The 408-nt window shown below is 54.9% G+C and carries 1 protein-coding gene; it reads right to left on the reverse strand.

Features of this window, described 5'->3' with window-relative positions; genetic code table 11:
• Positions 1-122: 122 nt before the first annotated feature.
• A partial coding sequence (locus tag FVA95_RS29495; RefSeq protein WP_205016055.1) for a hypothetical protein occupies positions 123-408 on the reverse strand: 286 nt, incomplete at its 5' end.

The raw sequence follows: 408 nt of genomic DNA on the forward strand, positions 1-408 counted from the left end.
GTTGATCATGATGGAGGTGACGAGCTTCGGTGGGGGCGACGAGCTGACGACAACAACTCAACCACCTACATGGTCAACCTCCTGTCTGCTGGGCGCACGAAAAAACCTCAATAGCGGCTCGATCAAGTAAATTCGCCCACCATCCGGCGTAGATACGGTTCAACTTCAACCACGACCGGCACATTTTTCAGATCCTCGATCGTAACCTCCACGCCGTAGCGGTAGAGCTTCCGCTGAATCGCGCTCCACTCCTGCGTCTCACCCGTCTCCTCCGCGTTGTCAGGCAGGATACGTCCGAGGGCACTCTGCTCCATCTCAAATAATGCTATAGCGCGGTCTGACTGCAAGTCAAGTCGTCCAGAGAAGACTCGATACAATACCTGTATGGTGCGATCAGTGCCGATTCGG

The organism is Pseudonocardia sp. EV170527-09, from assembly GCF_008369905.1.
In the GTDB taxonomy this organism is placed as follows: Bacteria; Actinomycetota; Actinomycetes; order Mycobacteriales; family Pseudonocardiaceae; genus Pseudonocardia.